The organism is Algibacillus agarilyticus, assembly GCF_003286125.1.
Lineage (GTDB): Bacteria > Pseudomonadota > Gammaproteobacteria > Enterobacterales > Alteromonadaceae > Algibacillus > Algibacillus agarilyticus.
The window spans coordinates 123,305-141,019 of record NZ_QMED01000010.1 but is presented as its reverse complement, the minus strand read 5'-3'; the positions used below and the strand labels follow the sequence as shown (position 1 = coordinate 141,019).

General features: G+C 41.1%; 17 protein-coding genes. All 17 read left to right on the top strand.

The genetic code is table 11. From position 1 onward, the window contains the following. Positions 1-6: 6 nt before the first annotated feature. The 17 genes from DPX34_RS10200 (at position 7) to rng (ending at position 17,711) form a co-directional block, all read left to right on the top strand. Positions 7-912, top strand: coding sequence for an ExeA family protein (locus tag DPX34_RS10200; protein WP_111978322.1), 906 nt, complete (start codon positions 7-9; stop codon positions 910-912). Further along, the gene (locus DPX34_RS10195; protein WP_111978321.1) at positions 909-2,141 is read left to right on the top strand and encodes a tetratricopeptide repeat protein; all 1,233 of its coding nucleotides are present in this window, start codon (positions 909-911) and stop codon (positions 2,139-2,141) included. The genes DPX34_RS10200 and DPX34_RS10195 overlap by 4 nt, the downstream gene beginning before the upstream one ends. Positions 2,142-2,145: 4 nt before the next feature. Further along, on the top strand, positions 2,146-3,894 hold the full coding sequence (locus DPX34_RS10190; protein ID WP_111978320.1) for a GspE/PulE family protein: 1,749 nt from the start codon (positions 2,146-2,148) through the stop codon (positions 3,892-3,894). Continuing rightward, positions 3,894-5,129 carry a type II secretion system F family protein gene (locus tag DPX34_RS10185; RefSeq protein WP_111978319.1) on the top strand — a complete coding sequence of 412 codons (1,236 nt, stop codon included), beginning with the start codon at positions 3,894-3,896 and terminating at the stop codon, positions 5,127-5,129. Before DPX34_RS10190 ends, DPX34_RS10185 begins: the two co-directional genes overlap by 1 nt. A gap of 61 nt (positions 5,130-5,190) precedes the next feature. Beyond that, positions 5,191-5,619 (top strand): hypothetical protein, encoded by a 429-nt coding sequence (locus DPX34_RS10180; RefSeq protein WP_232824705.1) that lies wholly within the window; start codon positions 5,191-5,193, stop codon positions 5,617-5,619. An 85-nt stretch (positions 5,620-5,704) separates the two neighbouring features. Then, the gene (locus tag DPX34_RS10175) at positions 5,705-6,304 is read left to right on the top strand and encodes a prepilin-type N-terminal cleavage/methylation domain-containing protein (RefSeq protein WP_111978317.1); all 600 of its coding nucleotides are present in this window, start codon (positions 5,705-5,707) and stop codon (positions 6,302-6,304) included. 36 nt (positions 6,305-6,340) lie between these two features. Then, a complete protein-coding gene (locus DPX34_RS22290) occupies positions 6,341-6,889 on the top strand; it encodes a type II secretion system protein (RefSeq protein WP_111978316.1) in 549 nt (182 codons plus the stop codon). Positions 6,890-6,941: 52 nt separating this feature from the next. Further along, the gene (locus DPX34_RS10165) at positions 6,942-7,511 is read left to right on the top strand and encodes a prepilin-type N-terminal cleavage/methylation domain-containing protein (protein ID WP_157964686.1); all 570 of its coding nucleotides are present in this window, start codon (positions 6,942-6,944) and stop codon (positions 7,509-7,511) included. Further along, entirely contained in the window at positions 7,508-8,104 is a 597-nt protein-coding gene (locus tag DPX34_RS10160) for a type IV pilus modification PilV family protein (RefSeq protein ID WP_111978314.1), read from the top strand. Before DPX34_RS10165 ends, DPX34_RS10160 begins: the two co-directional genes overlap by 4 nt. Before the next feature lie 13 nt (positions 8,105-8,117). Continuing rightward, a complete protein-coding gene (locus DPX34_RS10155; protein WP_111978313.1) occupies positions 8,118-8,966 on the top strand; it encodes a PilW family protein in 849 nt (282 codons plus the stop codon). Continuing rightward, entirely contained in the window at positions 8,956-9,471 is a 516-nt protein-coding gene (locus DPX34_RS10150) for a hypothetical protein (protein WP_111978312.1), read from the top strand. Before DPX34_RS10155 ends, DPX34_RS10150 begins: the two co-directional genes overlap by 11 nt. Next, positions 9,464-12,940 (top strand): DUF8613 domain-containing protein, encoded by a 3,477-nt coding sequence (locus DPX34_RS10145; protein WP_111978311.1) that lies wholly within the window; start codon positions 9,464-9,466, stop codon positions 12,938-12,940. Before DPX34_RS10150 ends, DPX34_RS10145 begins: the two co-directional genes overlap by 8 nt. A gap of 184 nt (positions 12,941-13,124) precedes the next feature. Then, positions 13,125-14,168 (top strand): rod shape-determining protein, encoded by a 1,044-nt coding sequence (locus DPX34_RS10140; RefSeq protein WP_111978310.1) that lies wholly within the window; start codon positions 13,125-13,127, stop codon positions 14,166-14,168. Between the two features lie 118 nt (positions 14,169-14,286). Further along, complete coding sequence (gene mreC, locus DPX34_RS10135) at positions 14,287-15,171, top strand: rod shape-determining protein MreC (RefSeq protein ID WP_111978309.1); 885 nt, start codon at positions 14,287-14,289, stop codon at positions 15,169-15,171. After that, a complete protein-coding gene (mreD, locus tag DPX34_RS10130; protein WP_111978308.1) occupies positions 15,171-15,647 on the top strand; it encodes a rod shape-determining protein MreD in 477 nt (158 codons plus the stop codon). The genes mreC and mreD overlap by 1 nt, the downstream gene beginning before the upstream one ends. After that, positions 15,644-16,231: a Maf family protein gene (locus DPX34_RS10125; RefSeq protein ID WP_111978307.1), complete on the top strand. Its 588-nt coding sequence runs from the start codon at positions 15,644-15,646 to the stop codon at positions 16,229-16,231. Before mreD ends, DPX34_RS10125 begins: the two co-directional genes overlap by 4 nt. Positions 16,232-16,238: 7 nt before the next feature. Beyond that, positions 16,239-17,711: a ribonuclease G gene (rng, locus tag DPX34_RS10120; RefSeq protein ID WP_111978306.1), complete on the top strand. Its 1,473-nt coding sequence runs from the start codon at positions 16,239-16,241 to the stop codon at positions 17,709-17,711. Positions 17,712-17,715 lie beyond the last annotated feature (4 nt).

Below are 17,715 nucleotides of genomic sequence, written 5' to 3'. Positions count from 1 at the left end.
AAGATTATGTATTTGTACCATTTTGGTTTAAAAGAGTTACCTTTTACATTAACACCCAATACGCAGTTCTTTTTAGGTTTACCTTCGCATCATGAGGCTTTGCAGGTTTTATTAACGGCCTTAAAAACCGGTGAAGGCTTTATTAAAGTGACCGGTGAAGTGGGTACCGGTAAAACCCTGCTTTGTCGTAAATTGATGAATGAATTACCCGATGGGTTTGTGCTTGCTTACATACCTAACCCTTACTTACAACCAGAAGAGCTAAGCATTGCGGTTGCCCAAGAACTTGGGGTGAGTTTAGATGAAAACACGAGTCAGCAACAGATCACCCAACTGATCCAGCAAAAAGTGATGGATTATAGCCAACAAGGCAAAGCGGTTGTTTTATTGTTGGACGAAGCGCAAGCCCTACCCGAAGAAAGTATTGAAGCGTTGCGTTTATTCACTAATTTAGAAACTGAAAGCCGAAAATTATTGCAAGTGGTTTTATTTGGTCAACCCGAGTTAGATAGCCGACTCGCTAAGCCGAGTTTGCGTCAAGTTAAACAGCGTATTACGTTTTCTTATAAATTACGCGTTTTACATCAAACCGAAGTTCAGGCTTATATTAATCATCGATTATCGATTGCGGGCTTTAAAGGAATGCCTATTTTTGATGAGAAAGTGAGTGCTATTATTTATCGTGCCTCGGGGGGGATTCCTCGGATTATTAATACGTTGGCGCATAAATGTTTAATGTTGTGTTATGGCGAGAACTTACAAGCGGTTAAAGCTGACCATGCCAAAAAAGCCGTTGAAGATACTGAGTATGTCATGCTGCCCGTGTGGTTAAAAATCCCTAAATGGTCAATTATTGCGGGAGGGGCTGCTATGCTCATATTAATGGTTTCTATTTGGAGTTTGTTAGCGTGAGTGTGATCAATCAAATGCTACAAAATATCGATAGTAAAAAAAATCAACCTGTCGAGCCAACTGATGATGAGCTTTCTTATCAGCGCATTGATATTCCAGCTAAAAAAAACTACACGCGGATCATTTATATTCTATTAGCGGGTGCAACGTTGTTTGCTGCGTTATGGGTTGCGGGTATTTATGACGACAATCAAAATACGACTTTTAATGCGATTGAAGAAACATTAAACCCGCTTGTTACTTCTGTTGCTGATGTAGGCGTGAAAGAGGAGAGTGAAAAAGATCAGAGCGTTGCCGACCTTAATGCTGTTAATGTGGTAAATGATGAAAACCTCGATCATGAACCCATCGGCGATATCGATAAATCAACGCATCAGGTTGATGCAGCCTCTCCTAATTCTAACGATTTAGCTGTTGCTAAAAATCAATCATTGAATACATCTCCTCCTCAAAAAAAGCCTGTTGTCCACACAACTTCTGCGAGTATTGTGCCTGCTGCCAAGCCACCAAAAAAAATTATTGAAGTTAATTCACCAAGTCGCTCTGAAACAAGTGAAGCAAAGCAAGGTGAGTCGAGTTATCAATCAACTAATTCAGATGATTCAACAAGTGACACTGTAATAGCTAAACCAATTTTTAGCATGAGACCGACTGAAAAATCGGCGGATGAATTAGCACGCAAAGCCTTAGATAAAGGTAATGAGGCCTATAACCGAGGTCGTTTCAGCTTAGCTGAAATTGAATATAAAAAAGCATTGAGCATTAAACCAGCATTGCACGAAGCCAGAGCGCAATGGGTTGGGTTGCTTTATGGTGAAAAAAATCATCAAAAAGCATTAAATATATTACAACGAGGTATAAAAAATTATCCTGAGCATACAGGGTATCGCTTATTGGCCGCCAGAGTTTGGCTCTCAATTGAGCAGCCTCATTCAGCCCTTAATGTGTTACTAAACCACACGCCGCAAGAGCGTGCGATTGAGTATTATCAATTATCTGCCGCTCTCGCGCAGCAAACCATGCAATGGTCTTTAGCGTTACAAAATTGGCAAGCGTTATTATTAAATAATCAGCCGCAAGGTCAGTGGTTGCTCGGTGCTGCTATTGCGTTCGAGAAATTAGGCAAAGCTAAAGAAGCCGATAAGCATTATAAACAAGCGTTAACGGTTGGCGGTTTGAGCCAGTCGAGCCTTGAATTTATAAAGCTCAAGCTCACTATAGAAGAGTAATTTTATGATCCGTCCAAAGCTTAAAAAGCGTTTAGGTGATTTGCTCGTCGACGAGCGGATCATAACAGAAGCCCAATTAATGGCAGCGCTGAGTGCGCAAAAGCAAACGGGTCGTAAACTCGGCGCGGCATTAATTGAAAGTGGAGCGATCACAGAGCAACAATTATTAACGTTTTTAGCGCAGCAATTAAATGTGCCGTTTGTTGATTTAAGCCAAAAACGCTTAGATCCCAATGTGGTTAAGTTATTACCCGAAGTGCAAGCTCGTCGATACCGGGCCATTGTGGTTGAAGCGGATGATGCTTCGGCTATGGTTGGTATGAGTGACCCGGCTGATTTAAGCGCTCTTGATGCGTTATATCCTTTATTAGCGCCACGTGAAATTCAACTGGCCGCGATCAGAGAAAGTCAACTACTTGAAGCATTTGATGGTATGTATCGCCGTACTGCCGATATCGAATCGTTTGCCTCTCAGTTAGAAGAAGAATATGACACCTCTGCTGATTTCGAGTTAGGTGCTTTAACATTTGATGACGGAGATGAAGAAGAAGCCACCGTTGCCAAATTACTGAATACGATATTTGAAGATGCTGTTCAAGCGCGTGCCTCTGATATACATATTGAGCCTGATGAACGAAAGCTCCGTATCCGCATGCGGGTAGACGGTGTTTTACAAGAAAATATACTAAATGAATCACGCATTGCCTCTGCATTAGTTTTACGCTTAAAGTTGATGTCTGGGCTCGATATTTCTGAAAAGCGCCTACCACAAGATGGTCGCTGCAATATTAAAGTTCGCAATAAAAGTATTGATGTTAGGCTTTCAACCATGCCTATTCAATATGGTGAATCTGTGGTTATGCGATTGTTAGATCAATCTGGTGGTGTATTAACGCTTGACCAAACGGGTATGCCAACTGAAATACTCGAGCGCTTTAGAAATGTGATTCGTCGGCCGCATGGTATGGTTTTAGTGACAGGCCCGACAGGGTCGGGTAAAACGACCTCTTTGTATGGTGCATTAAGTGAAATGAACCAATCGTCCAAAAAAATTATTACCTGTGAAGATCCGGTTGAATATCGTTTACCGCGTATTAATCAAGTGCAAATCAATGCAAAAATCGATTTAACCTTTTCTAGTGTACTACGCACGGCATTACGTCAAGACCCTGATATCATCATGGTGGGGGAAATGCGCGATCAAGAAACGGTTGAAATCGGTTTACGCGGTGCATTAACCGGTCATTTAGTACTATCTACGTTACATACGAACGATGCGATTAGCAGTGCAATTCGATTAATTGATATGAATGCGCCTGGTTACTTAGTGGCAAGCTCATTAAGAGCGATTATAGCTCAACGCTTGATCCGTAAATTATGTGTTAACTGCCAAATACCTTATCAACCTGAACCACACGAGAAAATTTGGCTAACGGGGTTAGCTAAAGAAAAGCTAGCTGATATCGAATTTAAACAAGGTAAGGGCTGCCAAAGTTGTAATTATATTGGCTACAAAGGTCGAATTGGGGTGTTTGAGTTATTAGAGCTTGATGAAGCCATGATGAATGCGTTAAAACGGGATGATACCGAAGCCTTTGCCATGCACGCCAAAGCGAGCCCTTATTACAAGCCTTTAGCCGCTGCCGCATTAGATTATGCAAGGCAAGGGCAGACATCGGTAGAAGAAGTCTTAAAGTTAGTTGAAAACATGGCTGATCTCGATAAAGCCGCAGCTCAGGTTGAGTCTGCTTAATGCCGTTGTATCAATACAAAGGAAAAGGTGAAGCCGGATTAGTGCAGGGTAAGGTTGAAGCTGGATCTGAATCGCAAGCTGCCGATATCTTAATGCGCCGCCAAATCACCCCGATTCAAATTGCATTAGCAAAAAATAAAACCAGTAAAGATGAAAAAGCCGCAGGTCAAATTGCCACTAACGTTAATTTTTTAACCCCTAAAGTTTCACTTGATGATTTAGTGATGTTTTCGCGCCAGATGTATGCTTTAACCAAAGCGGGTATCCCTATTATTAGGGCTATTACGGGGCTGGCAGAAACAACGACAGCTTTGCGTTTGCGTGTGGCGTTATTAGAAATTGTAAGTGAATTAGAAAAAGGCCGTACGTTATCTTCTGGTTTGGCCATGCATCCGCACATTTTCTCTAAGTTGTTTGTGAGTTTGATCAATGTGGGTGAAAACACTGGGCAACTAGAAACCACTTTTTTACAGCTGGCTTTTTATTTTGAGCGCGAGCAAGCAACACGCAAGAGTATTTCGTCTGCGATGCGCTACCCTATATTTGTATTAGCCGCCATATTGGTTGCGCTCGTTATTATGAATATGGTGGTTGTGCCTACTTTTGCGCAAATGTTTACCAAGTTGGGTGCTGATTTACCTTTGATGACTAAAATATTAATTAATTCGTCCAACTTCTTTATGCAATATTGGTGGCTTATGTTAGCGGGGGCTGTTGGCTCTGTTTTTGCTGTTCGTAGTTATGTTAATACACCGATTGGACGTCATAATTGGGACAGAATCAAAATGCGCATACCGGCTGTCGGTAGTATTATTGAGCGCTCAACGTTATCTCGTTATGCACGTTCATTTGGTTTAATGCTTAAATCAGGTGTACCTATCACGCAAGGTTTAGGCTTGGTTGCTGAAGCGGTTGATAATGCTTATATGTCCAAAAAAATTACGGATATGCGTAAAGGTATTGAGCGTGGAGATAGCTTATTAAGAACATCAAACGCGAGTAAATTATTTACGCCCTTAGTATTGCAAATGGTGGCCGTAGGTGAAGAGACCGGCCAAATTGATGTAATGTTAACCGAAGTTGCTGAATATTATGAGCGCGAAGTTGATTACGATTTAAAATCGCTGACCTCTAAGATTGAGCCTATACTGATCAGTATTGTTGCCGTTATGGTTTTGGTGTTGGCGTTAGGTATATTTACCCCGATGTGGGATATGATGAATGCCTATAAATAATGACGATTTGTAGTTTATGAAAGGGCGTGGCGTATTTGTTGCACAATTGAGCTTTATCATTATGCTTATTTTGATTGGGGTTTGGTTTCGATACTATGAAACAACAGAAAAAGATTTTGTGAAGACTAACTTTGTTGTACAAACGCATCATTTTATTGAGGCAATACAGTTAGTGCACTTGGAATGGTTGTTGCTTGGTAAACCTAAGCAGATATCGATAGGTCAAATTAATGGCTTTGATTCAGGAAAAATGCTGCAATTAAATACATTGGGCTGGCCAATATTGCAAAGTCATGATGCAGCGGGTTGTCAGGTGTTGTGGCAAGCGTTATTGGGTTTGCCGCTCATGTCGTTAAAAAAATCGATTGATGTGGCTTATAAAATTAATAATAAACAAGATAGGTGTGAGTATTCAATAGGATCTGAAACAAGGGTGAAATTTCAGTATTTTATACAAACAGGGCAAACACATTTATATCGTGATATATGAATTTTATTGATGTAGTATGAATTAAATTGATATTAGTTGATAGACTCATCTATACTTAAATTAATGAAGGATGAAAAGAGTCTTTATGAATAAAAAAAGCTTTATAAAACAAACAGGTTTTTCATTAATTGAACTTGTTATTGTGATCATTATTTTAGGTTTATTAGCGGTTACCGCCTTACCTAGAATGTTAAGTGTGACCGCAGATGCTGAAGATGCCACGGTTGAAGGGGTTGCCGGTGGTGTTGCAACTGGCGTTGGTTTAGTGCGTGCACAGTGGGAATTAGATGGCCGACCTAAAGGCACATTGGTCACGGTTAAGTTAGATACCATTGCGATTGGTGTTGACCAAACCTCGGGTTATCCAACCGGTGCGGGCGATGATGACGATGGCGATAACGCGGATACTAATTCGGGCGCTAACAATATGACGGCGACGGACTGCGAAGCTGTATTTAATCGCGTGTTGCAAAGTTCGCCGCAAACAACAATCGATTTTGCGGCGACCGATTTTGAAGAAAATGACTACTACGTCACAGTTGATACCGGCACACCCAATACATGCTTGTATTATTTAGTGCAAACAGTTAAAACACAGAATACGGCTCCTACTGCGACAACAGTAGGCAATGGTTTTGAATATATTCCACTTTCAGGTCAAGTTTCTGTTTTTAGTAATAATTAGATTTTTGCTTTTATTTTATTTTTTGAGGTTAGTAATATGAACAACACACAACAAAAAGGTTTTACGTTAATCGAATTGGTTATCGTTATTGTTATTTTAGGTATTTTAGCGGTGACGGCTGCACCTAAATTTTTAGATATGTCAGGTGATGCGACAAGAGCAACTGTTGAAGCAGTGGAAGCTTCTGTCAAATCTTCTTCTGATATGATTCATGCAAAATTAATTATTGCTGGAACACATAAAGAAGCAACGGCAAGTGTTACAGCTGATGGTGAAACATATAATGCGGTTTATGGTTACCCTGCGGCGACAACTGCTGAGTGGTTGAAGTTATTAGATGGCAATGTAACTGCAGGTACTACAACAACCGCTTGTGCATCCGACTTCTGTGTTATTGTTGGTGGCGTTACTAGCGCGGGTGTATACACAGCCGGTGGCACTACAGGCGTTATTATTTACCCTAAAGGCAAGAAAGACGTCGATGCCACACCAACTGCTTCGACTTGCCATGCATACTTTGTTGCTGCGACCGGTTCAACTGCTGCTACTGCGAGTGTGAGTGGTGCTGTTACAACAGGTTGTTAATAACTTACTTGTTTTATAATGAAGACCCTCTTTTATGAGGGTTTTTTTGTTTATGGACATTCAAATTATCAAAAATATGCACCTGCGTTTACACCGTAATGGTTTCACCCTAATTGAACTTATTATTGTTATATTATTAATAAGTGTTATTTCGGTGTCTATTATTCCTCGATTTTTTGATAAACAGGGGGTTGATGAACATCTTTTTCTACAGCAACTGGTAGGTTTGTTGCGCCTTCAACAAACCAAAGCGATGCAAAATACCACTGAAACATGCCACCGCGTGTTATTTACTTCAAGTCGTTTTGGCGTGACATTTGATAATACAAATAATGAAGATTGCACGAGCACGGCTTTACCGACTGAATATTCGGCCATAGCAGCTGATTTTGATGTTTCGCATTATGGTATATCGGCGAGTGAAGTTGTTAGTTCATCCGTTAGTTTTTCAATTACCAGCAGTTTTAATAACCGTATTTATTTTAATTTATTAGGTTGCCCTGTTACCAGTGAAGGTGCTCAATGTGGTGTAACCGATGTTCTTGTGACGATTAGTGGTAGCGAAACCCTTTATGTATGCATCGAAAGCCAAGGCTATATTCATAAAGGGGCTTGCACATGATTAGCCTTTTAATCAAATCTAATTCAAGACTTAATGTTAAACAAAAAGGCTTTACGCTGTTAGAAATGGTGATTGGCTTTATTGTATTATCGGTTTCGCTTTCTATTGTAGTTAATGTGCTATCGCCGTTAACCATTCGTAGTGTTGAGCCGGTATTACAAGTTAGAGCCGCTGAATTAGCACACGGTTTGTTAGAAGAAATATCGGCTAAGTCATTTGATGAACAAAGCACGGTGATATTTGGCAATGCACGTTGTGGTGAAACCGGATTAGGTGCCAATAATTGCACAACTATACCGGCTTGTGTCACGCCGGGGGTACTGACATCGGCTACCGAAGAAGCCTCACGGAATGATTATGACGATGTCGACGATTACCATTGCCTATCACAAAGCGGCTCAGCCATTTTAAATGGTCAAGGCTCTAATTTAGCCATATACCAAGGTTTTACCGTTGAGGTGATCGTGGGTTATGACGGCAATATGGATGGCACAACAACAACGGCCGTTGAATTAGCTAAGTTGATCACCGTTACTGTAACCACGCCAAATGCTGAGGCATTTGTGTTTTCTAACTATCGTTTTAATTACTAGTGTTGAATGGCTAATGTATAAAAGTCGGTGTATACATAAAGTTAAAGCTTTTACCTTAATCGAGTTGGTTGCGGTTATTTTATTAATGAGCGTGACTTTGATTGGCGCGACCAGTTTTATGTCGTGGGGTACTTTAGCTTATGTAGATGGCGCAGATAGGCAGCGCATGTTAGAAGAAACTCGGTTTATTGTAGAGCGAATAACCCGTGAATTACGCAATGCATTACCTAATAGTGTGCGTATTTCTGCTGATGGTTTATGTGTAGAGTTTATTCCTATTTTAGCGTCAGGCAGTTATTACGATTTAGGTGATGGCCTTTCGCCTACCGTTATAAATGGCGTGACGGATAACGATTATGGTTTTGCGAGCAACCATGATGTCGTGATACAGCCGCAATCTACCGCCTTACTTTATGATGTAGACAATGATGTGCGTGAAAATGTAACGAGTTATGTTTTAACCACGTCGTCAACTATCGACCAAGTTGATATAACCTTAACTAACACGGTGACTTATGCTGCATCAGCGGCTTTTAATGTTAGCAAAGCGAATCGTTATTATATGGTTAATAATCAAATTAGCTATTGCGCTAATTTGGCTGCCGATAATGTATCGCGGATAGAATACACAACACTTTTTGCGACTCAACCAACGCAAAGTCAGTTAAATGCACTTGATAGTGCAAATGTCATTACAAATGAAGTGATGGTTGAAAGGGTCACTAATTTAAGTTCAGATCTTATATTTAGTTTTGCCGATGATGATTTGACGACCGTACAAATGTTAATGCTTTTTTCACGTGAAAGCGGCGCTGAGCCAATGGAAATATACCATCAGGTAAGGGTGAAAAATGCAAGCTAAACTCAAGCCTATTCAATCTGAACTAAATGTAAATAGCCATGTTAAACAAGGTGGTAGCGCGTTGGTGCTAGCGTTATTTATTATTGTGGTAATGTCGGTGTTGGCATCGTCTTTAGTTAAAATGTTAAGTGCAACCAATGAGTCGGTTGCGGTTGAGGTGTACGGTACTCGTGCGTTACTGGCTGCGACTACCGGAGTGGATTATATGCTAGCTCAGCTGTTTCCAATTGATGCGAGTGCAACCGATACAGCATCGGTTAATACACTGGCCTGCGCCGATATTACGAGCCCATATAGTTTTACATTGCCCACTAGCACTAACTTAGGCATGGCTAATTGTTCTTTTACCGCGAGTTGTTTTGATTTGGTGGTTGATGTGAACGCTAGCGCAACCGTTGAAAATGTGCGTTATTATCGCGTTGAAAGCATTGGCACTTGCGATGTTGGTGAATGGCAAACGTCACGTAAAATTGAAGTAGAGGCAAAGGCGTTAACTTATGAATAGAATAAAAGTTATGTATTATTTTTTTCTGTGCCTATTAAGTTTGCCTTCATTTGTTGCTCGGGCGTTACCTACATGTGATGACGTTTTTTCTGGTGGGGTAGCTAGTGGTTCAGCCTCTGGTAGTTTGACTATGTACGGTTCGTCACAAATTATTAATCATGGAAATAACCCTAACATTGATTTTTCTTCATTAAATCAAGTTAATTCAAGTAGTTGTGTTACGCAGGCTTGTAACGTAACGGGCTCGTCGTCCTCTTCTATCACTTTTCCTACCTATAATGTAAGCAGTGAAAATGATTACCCCCAAACAGGGAGCAGCATTACATTTGGCCAGACTAGAGGTTATAAAAGCAATGATTTTGGTTATTTTTCAAATTGGAATGCACCGACTTTTGATTTTAAAACCGCTAACGATGAATACCGCTTTAAACAAATAACATTAAATAGTGGTGCGACTCTTTCGATGTATCCAGGCGATTATTTCATTGAGCGGTTACAGCTAAATAATGGTTCAAAGATCGTTGTTGATAAAAGTAAAGGGACCGGTAGTGTTCGGTTGCATATTAATCGAGGGCTTTTTATTTATGGTAGTAGCAGCATAAACTTAGGCGGAAGTGCTGAAGATATTGTGATTTATGCTGATGATAGTTCTAGTTATTATGATATTCAATTAACTGACACCGCTAGCTTAACCGGTATTGTTTTTGGCAAGGGACGAGTCACCTTAAATGGCTCATCGAGCATAACAGGTAATCTATCTGCTGATACTTTAGAAATGACGGATTCGACTTCGATCTCGGTATCAGGTAACAGTTCTTCAGCGACAACTTCGGATGTTTGTACTGCATCGGTTACCCCCTCTTGTCCGGTAAGTGATGTTGTGAGTGATGTTATTATTAACGAGATCAACAAAGATGATGATTGGATTGAGCTATATGTGACCAATGGCAGCAATTTAAGTTTAGCGAATTGGACACTTGATGGTGACGGCAATGGTAGTAGTACGGATGTAGATTTTGTATGTAGTTCAGCGAGTGGTTGTGCCAATCAAACATTTAATACTGGCGACTTTATCGTTATTGCTAAATCGTTATCTGGTGATGTTTTAACGGCGACTCAAGGCAGTTCTCCATTTCTGGTGCAAGGTCAAAATTTATTCATCGATTCTGATTTAGCCTTGCATAACAACACACAAGAAGTCATTTTATTTGATGATAGTGATGAAATGGTGCATTACCTACGTTACGAACAAGGGAGCTATTCGGCGACATGGCAAAGCTGTGAAGATGAAAACCCAAACGATGTGACGATTACCGATCCGCCTGGTGGCAGTCAATCGGGGGTTTGTACTCGACCTGATGGCAGTGCTGATAGCAATAACTGGGATCAAGATTGTGGTGATACGCCGGGTTCGTCTAATTCAGGTGTTACTGCCGCTGTAGACCATTATGAGATTATATTGCCGGTTACCTCATCTTCGGTTTGCGCCGATCAAACGATTACCGTAAGAGCGTGTGAAAATACTGACTGTAGCACGTTATATACGGCAGAGGCCGTGTCGGCTACCTTAAGTAAAACCGTGTCTGCCACTCAAACTACTTTAGATACTAACGGGTTTACCGGCAGCAAAACGGTAACGGTAAATGAACAAGATTTAGTCACGGCAGAATATGCATTAAGTAATTTATCACCGAGTAGCTCTTTTACTTGTGAAGATCTTTCTGGCAATGTTTTAAGCCCTTGCCAAATTGAATTTACGGGCACGTCTGCGTTTAGTTTGGCCAATATAACGGCGACTTCTTGTTCTCAAACCACCGCAACGTTAGAAGCATTTGTATACGATTCAGCCAGTAATAGCTGTAAAGAAATAACCGGTGCAAACAACGTTAACTTTTCTTTTAGTTATCATACACCGAGTAACATTTCGTCTCCGACCTCACTCTCTGTAAGCAATGGCACTGCTAATTCGACGATCTCATCGAGTGGTACAGCAAGTCTGTCAATGGCTTTGGGCAGTGACAACAATGTGAGCTTTACTTATAACAATGCCGGTCGTTTAAGCATTGTGGCTAGCGATCCTAATAATGTGATTTCGAGCGGTTCAGGGTTGTATACGGCGATACCGAGTTACATTAAAGTGGCTTCGTTTAGTGACAATGATGGTGACAATATTTTTGTTGCCAGTGACCCATTTACGTTTAATATTGATGGTTATTGTGCAGATAATGTAACGGTTACAGATAACTACCAACCAGGGGCGCTTGATTTTACCACTCAACGTGTTACTGGCAATGTTAATAGCACGTTTACTTATGCATCGGGTCAAATCGTAACGGTGACGGCTAATCAAGATGATCATGATACTAATCAAGCGGCTAAGACATATGCCAATGCCAGTTACAATGAATATGGCTATTTTGATTTAGCGGTGAGTGATAGCAATTATTTCGGCCAAAGTTTGGCATTAAACTGGGCTAATAAACTGAGCATTGGCCCATTTGTTGCCGATTATTTAACCCTTGATCAGGTTGGTTTAGATGCCGTTGAATTTGAATATCATGATTTAACGTTTAACTACATTGGCAAGCAATTTGGCTATGACGGCGCAGATGCTGAAAGTGCTAACTTTGCAGCAGCGTTGCCTCCCACGATTAGAATAAAAGCCTATAATAGTGATGATCAACTCATGAATAATTATGCGCCTGCTGGATTTAGTAGCGTAAGCGTAACCAGTTCGGATGCCGTTATTTCCGGCTTAACATCGAGCCATTCAAATGGCACTTTTGCACAAGAGGTGAGTAGCGGCAGCCCGGTCAATGGCCAATATTTATATACACTCAATTCATCTGATACCTTTACCTATGCTAAATCGGCTACGCTCATGGCACCAACAGACTCATCTATCGACATTACGATTGCCGCCAATGGCTTTGTTGATAGTGACAGCCGTTCAAATAATGCACTTTATACACTCAGTGCAGTAGGTTTAGAGCAACGCTATGGTCGTTTATATGTGCAAAATGCAGCGGATAGAATTGGCGGTGAAGCTAATATTAGAGCGAGCATGCAATATTGGAGTGGTATTGCTTGGGTTGTTGCTACCGATGATACAGCGAGCTCACTCGCTTTAGACAGTTTTACCACCACACCGACAAAAAGTGGTAACGAAGATCCTGCAACAATAACCGTAACGTCAAGCCAAGGCGTTTCGAGTGTTGTGACGCTAACGGGGTTGTTTGGCGTGTTAGAGCCTGTGGATGATGGTTTATTTAATTTAGTTTTTAACCAGGCTTCTGACGCGACAGCAGGTGGCAAGCTCATCATTAATTGGGATGATGCGGTGCTGCCTATTTGGATGCAATCGGCTTGGAATAGCAATGTGCTTTCGGGGCCTAATCCGACAGAAGTGGCTTTTGGTAATAGTCGAGGAAATGACCGGGTTATTTCTTGGCGAGAAGTGAGTAACTAATTTTTAGATTTAGGCGAAGTTAAGCCAGCAAGTTTAACTTATCGCTTAATTTTACCGGTTTAATGCGTCATGATTGCGATTATTTTACACAAATGTAAGTCTGGACTTGCTGATTTTTTAGCAGGTTGGTAAAGTTACGCAAAATTTTTTAATCCTCTTATTTAGCACTAGGGAATCGCCCTCCATGTTCAAGAAATTACGCGGCATGTTTTCAAATGACCTATCTATCGATTTAGGTACCGCGAATACTCTCATTTATGTAAAAGACCAAGGGATCGTATTAAACGAACCTTCTGTGGTAGCTATTCGTCAAGAACGAGCTGGTGGGCAAAAATCGGTTGCAGCTGTGGGCTCCGCCGCTAAACTTATGTTAGGGCGTACACCGGGTAATATTAAGGCGATCCGTCCGATGAAAGATGGCGTTATTGCTGACTTTTATGTGACGGAGAAAATGCTACAGCATTTTATAAAGCAAGTTCATAACAATAATATTTTACGTCCGAGCCCTCGCGTTTTGATATGTGTGCCTTGTGGCGCAACGCAAGTTGAAAAACGCGCGATCAGAGAATCTGCAATGGGTGCCGGTGCGCGCGAAGTTTATCTAATTGAAGAGCCCATGGCTGCTGCAATTGGTGCGGGTATGCCGGTATCAGAAGCAACAGGCTCAATGGTTATTGATATCGGTGGTGGTACAACCGAAGTTGCGGTTATTTCACTTAATGGTGTGGTTTATGCGTCTTCGGTGAGAATCGGTGGCGACAAATTTGATGAAGCGATAATCTCGTATATTCGTCGTAACTTTGGTAGTTCAATTGGTGAAGCAACCGCTGAGCGTATCAAGCACGAAATTGGCTCGGCTTACCCTGGTGATGAAGTGCGAGAAATCGAAGTTCGTGGTCGAAATGTTGCAGAGGGGGTTCCGCGTAGCTTTACCTTAAACAGCAACGAAATTTTAGAAGCATTACAAGAACCATTACAAGGTATTGTGAGTGCGGTTATGGTTGCACTTGAAAAATGTCCACCTGAACTCGCATCGGATATCAGTGAGCGCGGTATGGTATTAACGGGCGGTGGTGCTTTATTAAAAGACCTCGACCGTTTGTTAATGGAAGAAACAGGGATCCCTGTGGTGATTGCTGAAGATCCATTAACCTGTGTTGCTCGTGGGGGCGGAGAAGCCATCGAAATGATTGATGTTCACGGTGGTGATCTTTTCTCTTATGATTAATTATCAATAGAGCAAAATTAGTTTATCTGTTTAAGCCGGGCTCGCCCGGCTTTGTTGTAATTCATACCAATTGAAAATGCAGGCATCACAATGATAATTATGGGCATGTATCGCTAATATGATCCCTTTATTTGGCCAAGGCCCATCCATTCAAACTCGAGCTGTTTTAGCTATTCTTTTTTCGGTTGTTTTAATGTTTGTTGATCATAAGCTTGATGGTTTTAAGCAAGTGAGAAGCATGTTGAATTCATTGGTTAGCCCTTTGCAGTATGCGGCAAATGTGCCACAAAATACATTAGATTGGATGACGACCTCTTTAGCTTTTCGTCAGCAGCTCATTGCTGATAATGCGCGTTTAACTGAGCAACATTTAATTTTAAGTGAAAAATTGCAGCGTATGCATTTTGTTGAACGAGAAAATGTTCGGCTACGAGGATTACTCAAATCGCCCGCTCGTGAAGTTTCTGCCAAAATGGTGGCCGAAGTGATGGCGGTAGAAAGTAATCGCTCAAGTCAGCAAGTGGTTATTAATCGTGGCACATTGAACGGTGTTTATGCTGGGCAGCCGGTTCTGGATGATAAAGGCATTGTTGGGCAAGTCGTTAGCGTAGCAACTACAACCAGTCGTGTGCTGCTTATTTCTGATATTACCCATGCTATTCCAGTGCGTATCGCACGTAATTCTGTACGCTCTATTGCCAGTGGTACCGGCTTCTTTCATCAATTAGAATTAAATCATGTTCCGCATAGTGCTGATATAAAGCAAAACGATATATTGGTGTCGTCTGGACTCGGTGGCCGTTTTCCTGAAGGTTACCCGGTTGCTAAAGTCGAGCATGTGGTTTCGAATACCAGTTTACCCTTTGCGAAAGTGGTGGCTAAGCCGATCGCGAATTTAGATCGTATTCGTTATTTACTGTTGTTGTGGCCAGATAATGTTGAGCAAAAACCAATTTATGAAGCTGTTGATTCTTTGGTCGAAAAAGCGGAGGCCTTATTATAATGTCAAAGCGAATTGCTCTGATTTATCTGACTTTACTTTTTTCTTTGGTGTTGGCTATTTTCCCTATGCCGGCTTTTCTTTCTGCTTTTCGACCTGACTGGCCTTTAATGGCGCTTATTTATTGGTGTATCGCATTACCACATCGTGTCGGTGTATTAACGGGTTGCTTGGTTGGTTTGTTACTTGATCTATTGCTGGGTTCGGTTCTGGGTATTAATGGTTTAATCTTTAGTATTATTGCTTACATTGCCGCCGCTAATTTTTTATTAATTCGAAATTTTTCTGTTTGGCAGCAAGCGATCATTGTTGGTATGTTATGCGCATTTTATCACTTAGCTGAGTATTGGCTTATTCATTTTTTAACCGATAGCTTTTTTGAACCTAGCTTAATGTGGCCCGCTATCACAACGATGGTGATGTGGCCGTGGGCCTTTTTATTATTACGCAAAATGCGTCGAGCGTTTAAAATTATATGACTTCACTTTATTTAGCATCGCAATCTCCGCGCCGCAAAGCGTTATTACAGCAGTTAGGCCATGAATTTACTGTTTTAAGTGCTGATATTGATGAAACGGTGCAGCCGGGTGAATTACCCGAAACTTTAGTGACCCGGTTAGCAACTGAAAAAGCACTGGCTATTTTGCCTAAGGTTGCACATGGAAACGCGCTTGTTGTTGGCTCTGATACTATTGTAGTAAGCCCTAATGGTGAAATTTTTGGCAAGCCCATTGATTATCCTGATGCCAAGCGTATGCTTGAAATATTGTCTGGGCAGACCCATTTAGTTATGACAGCCGTTGCTATTTGTAGTTCATCGTTTACCTTGTGCGAAAATGTGATCACTGAGGTCTCTTTTTGTCCGTTAACCGCTGATGATATTGAAAAATACTGGCAAACCGGAGAGCCTCAAGATAAAGCCGGCTCTTATGGTATACAAGGTATAGCGGGGCAGTATGTGACACAAATTAAAGGTAACTATTCTGCGGTTGTGGGATTGCCTTTATATCATACTCAACAATTAATTATGCAAGCTCAACAACGGCTTGAGAAAAATAAGTGAGATCCTCGTGAGTGCAGAAATACTAATAAATGTAACCCCTAGCGAGACTCGTGTCGCCTTAGTTGAAAATGGCAGCTTGCAAGAAGTGCATATTGAACGTCAGGCTAAAAAAGGCTTAGTTGGCAATATCTATTTAGGCATGGTTAGTCGGGTATTACCGGGTATGCAAGCGGCTTTTGTTGATATTGGTTTAGAAAAAGCCGCTTTTTTACATGCATCAGACATCACAATTAATCAAACGTTAAAAGATGAAGATGCAATAACGTCTCCACAACCTGTCCGTGATATTACCGAATTAGTCAAAGATGGCCAAAGTATCATGGTGCAAGTGGTTAAAGATCCACTTGGCACTAAAGGCGCACGTTTAACGACTGAAATAACGATCCCTTCTCGCTACCTTGTTTTTATGCCCGGCGCTAATCATGTAGGTGTATCACAGCGTATTGATAGCCCTGAAGAACGAGATCGCTTAAAAGATATTACATCTGAATACTGCGATGAAGACGCCAGTTTTATTGTGAGAACAGCAGCTGAAGGCGCGGATGAAGGTGAGCTGCGGCAGGATGCGAAATTTTTACGCCGAGTGTGGAAAAAAATACAAGAGCGGAAAAAGCGTGGTAAAAAACACAGCTGTTTATATCAAGATTTAACGATTGCTTGTCGAATATTACGCGATTTAATTAATACCGAATTAGAGCGTATTCGGGTTGATTCAAAATTAACGTTTGAGCAATTACTGGAATTTATCGATGAATTTATTCCAGAGTTGCGTAATAAAATGGAATATTATCCGGGTGAGCGGCCTATTTTTGATATTTTTAATGTTGAGAATGATATACAACGAGCGTTAGAGCGCAAAGTTGAATTGAAATCGGGCGGTTACTTGATCATTGATCAAACCGAAGCGATGACAACAATTGATATTAATACTGGCGCGTTTGTTGGGCACCGTAATTTAGAAGAAACCATATTTAATACCAATATTGAAGCGACCCAAGCTTTAGCACGACAATTGCGCCTGCGTAATTTAGGCGGGATTATTATTATTGATTTTATCGATATGATGGACGCTGATCATCGACGCCGTGTATTACATAGCCTTGAAATGGCATTAGCACGTGATCATGCAAAATATAATATCAATGGGTTTTCGGCATTAGGGTTAGTCGAAATGACACGTAAAAGAACCCGTGAAAGCTTAGAACATATACTGTGTTCAAATTGCCCAAGTTGCGATGGCCGTGGCACGTTAAAAACCGTTGAAACCATATGTTATGAAATCATGCGTGAAATTGTTCGTGTTAACCGTGCATACGATGCCGATAAGTTTGTCGTTTATGCTAACCAACAAGTGGCTGATTATATATTGTCAGAAGAATCACACGCATTAGGTGAACTAGAATTATTCATCGCGAAACAAATTAAAGTGCAAGCAGAAGGGATGTACGGGCAAGAGCAGTTTGACGTGGTGATGATGTAATTTA

What these genes read in the sequence shown, in the direction of transcription:
- DPX34_RS10150 (WP_111978312.1), top strand. Translation starts at nt 8,956, where the DNA reads ATGCAAGCTAAACTCAAGCCTATTCAATCTGAACTAAATGTAAATAGC.
- DPX34_RS10200 (WP_111978322.1), top strand. Translation starts at nt 7, where the DNA reads ATGTATTTGTACCATTTTGGTTTAAAAGAGTTACCTTTTACATTAACA.
- DPX34_RS10160 (WP_111978314.1), top strand. Translation starts at nt 7,508, where the DNA reads ATGATTAGCCTTTTAATCAAATCTAATTCAAGACTTAATGTTAAACAA.
- DPX34_RS10175 (WP_111978317.1), top strand. Translation starts at nt 5,705, where the DNA reads ATGAATAAAAAAAGCTTTATAAAACAAACAGGTTTTTCATTAATTGAA.
- mreC (WP_111978309.1), top strand. Translation starts at nt 14,287, where the DNA reads ATGATCCCTTTATTTGGCCAAGGCCCATCCATTCAAACTCGAGCTGTT.
- DPX34_RS10140 (WP_111978310.1), top strand. Translation starts at nt 13,125, where the DNA reads ATGTTCAAGAAATTACGCGGCATGTTTTCAAATGACCTATCTATCGAT.
- DPX34_RS10125 (WP_111978307.1), top strand. Translation starts at nt 15,644, where the DNA reads ATGACTTCACTTTATTTAGCATCGCAATCTCCGCGCCGCAAAGCGTTA.
- DPX34_RS10190 (WP_111978320.1), top strand. Translation starts at nt 2,146, where the DNA reads ATGATCCGTCCAAAGCTTAAAAAGCGTTTAGGTGATTTGCTCGTCGAC.
- DPX34_RS10155 (WP_111978313.1), top strand. Translation starts at nt 8,118, where the DNA reads ATGTATAAAAGTCGGTGTATACATAAAGTTAAAGCTTTTACCTTAATC.
- DPX34_RS10145 (WP_111978311.1), top strand. Translation starts at nt 9,464, where the DNA reads ATGAATAGAATAAAAGTTATGTATTATTTTTTTCTGTGCCTATTAAGT.
- DPX34_RS10180 (WP_232824705.1), top strand. Translation starts at nt 5,191, where the DNA reads ATGCTTATTTTGATTGGGGTTTGGTTTCGATACTATGAAACAACAGAA.
- DPX34_RS22290 (WP_111978316.1), top strand. Translation starts at nt 6,341, where the DNA reads ATGAACAACACACAACAAAAAGGTTTTACGTTAATCGAATTGGTTATC.
- mreD (WP_111978308.1), top strand. Translation starts at nt 15,171, where the DNA reads ATGTCAAAGCGAATTGCTCTGATTTATCTGACTTTACTTTTTTCTTTG.
- DPX34_RS10185 (WP_111978319.1), top strand. Translation starts at nt 3,894, where the DNA reads ATGCCGTTGTATCAATACAAAGGAAAAGGTGAAGCCGGATTAGTGCAG.
- DPX34_RS10165 (WP_157964686.1), top strand. Translation starts at nt 6,942, where the DNA reads ATGGACATTCAAATTATCAAAAATATGCACCTGCGTTTACACCGTAAT.